The following is a 1221-nucleotide window of genomic DNA, read 5'->3' as shown; positions in this document are numbered from 1 at the left end:
CCGTGAGGGWGGCCGCACCGTCGGTGCAGGCGCCATCGCCGAGATCGTCAAGTAGTCCTGCGCGGACGGCGGGAGACGCGCTTCGCGCGTAGATGCCGGAACGCGATGATCAACAAAAGCGGCGAGCTTCGGCTCGCCGCTTTTGTTTTTGCTTCGAGAGACTTAGCGGCACAAGAAACTTCCACAGAAGATTGCGTTTTCGACCAGCAATCTCGGCTTCCGCCCTTCCCCTGACAACGGGTTTCGTGGATAATAGTCCAAGGCGATGCGTGGCCTGACCGCTTCGCTTCCAGGAACAAAACTCAGGATTTTGGTAGCAGGGGCCATACGCCCTGCGTCGCGGCGTGTCGGGAGGGCGGTAAAACGTCCAGTGAATGACATAGCTGCTTGCCAGTCGAAGTGGCTGGCCAAGTGAAGGAGAGCAATTATGCGCGAGATCGTCACCCTGCAGTGCCCGGAGTGCAAGAACCGGAACTACTCGACCACCAAGAACAAGAAGACGACCACCGGCCGTCTGGAATTCTCGAAGTTCTGCAAGTTCTGCCGGAAGCATACCGCGCATAAGGAAACCAAGTAAGGGACTTCCCCGTCCAGAGAGACAGGCGGAAGCCGGTCTGGCGGGTAAGTCATCACAGGGGCGTAAGCTCAACGGTTAAACTGTCGGTCTCCAAAACCGAACTTGGGGGTTCGAATCCCTCCGCCCCTGCCAAAGATTCGAGAAGGTACATTTATGGCCAAGGCGGTCGCAGTGGCAGAAGAGCAGAACCAGGGAATGCAGGTTTGGAAGTCCCAGCCGGCAAAGCTGAGCGGCTTTCTCAAGGATGTGCGCAACGAGTTGAAGAAGGTGGTCTCGCCCTCGCCGACCGAGGTCCGTTCGACCACGATCGTCGTGATCGTAACCGTGTTTGTCTTTGCCTTCTACTTCTGGATTGTGGACAACGTCATTGGCAGGGCTATTGAAGTAGTCCTGGATAAGCTGACCTCGCACTAATATTTCCTCGCACTCTGAAGAAGGCATCCATGTCAGAAGAACTGAACCCGGCAGGCAGCAGCAACGACGGTGGTGAGCAGGTTCCCCCCGCTGAGCTCGCGCCTCCGACGAATGAAAATTTCAAGTGGTACATCATCCACGCCTACTCCGGCTTTGAGCGCAAGGTGCGCGAGTCCATTGAGAGCCGTGTGCAGGCCTTCGGTCTGCAGAACGCCTTCGGTCTGCAGAAC

Annotated in this window: 2 protein-coding genes, 1 tRNA gene and 1 pseudogene; all 4 read left to right on the top strand. The window is 57.1% G+C overall.

The genetic code is table 11. The annotated features are described in order from the left end of the window. Positions 1-427 precede the first annotated feature (427 nt). The gene (rpmG, locus tag AB4043_RS26060) at positions 428-577 is read left to right on the top strand and encodes a 50S ribosomal protein L33 (RefSeq protein WP_147649427.1); all 150 of its coding nucleotides are present in this window, start codon (positions 428-430) and stop codon (positions 575-577) included. A gap of 56 nt (positions 578-633) precedes the next feature. Next, positions 634-709 (top strand) — tRNA-Trp (locus AB4043_RS26055). Between the two features lie 21 nt (positions 710-730). Beyond that, on the top strand, positions 731-991 hold the full coding sequence (secE, locus tag AB4043_RS26050) for a preprotein translocase subunit SecE (RefSeq protein WP_442302748.1): 261 nt from the start codon (positions 731-733) through the stop codon (positions 989-991). 29 nt (positions 992-1020) lie between these two features. After that, positions 1021-1221: pseudogene (locus AB4043_RS26045) on the top strand (transcription termination/antitermination protein NusG); the annotation flags it as partial.

Source organism: Terriglobus sp. YAF25 (assembly GCF_052113305.1).
GTDB lineage: Bacteria > Acidobacteriota > Terriglobia > Terriglobales > Acidobacteriaceae > Terriglobus.
The sequence above is the reverse complement of the archived record's forward strand: the minus strand, read 5'-3'. Positions and strand labels throughout refer to the sequence as shown.

Excerpts from the sequence above, each read along its gene's own strand:
- rpmG (WP_147649427.1), top strand. The coding sequence starts at position 428 with ATGCGCGAGATCGTCACCCTGCAGTGCCCGGAGTGCAAGAACCGGAAC.
- secE (WP_442302748.1), top strand. The coding sequence starts at position 731 with ATGGCCAAGGCGGTCGCAGTGGCAGAAGAGCAGAACCAGGGAATGCAG.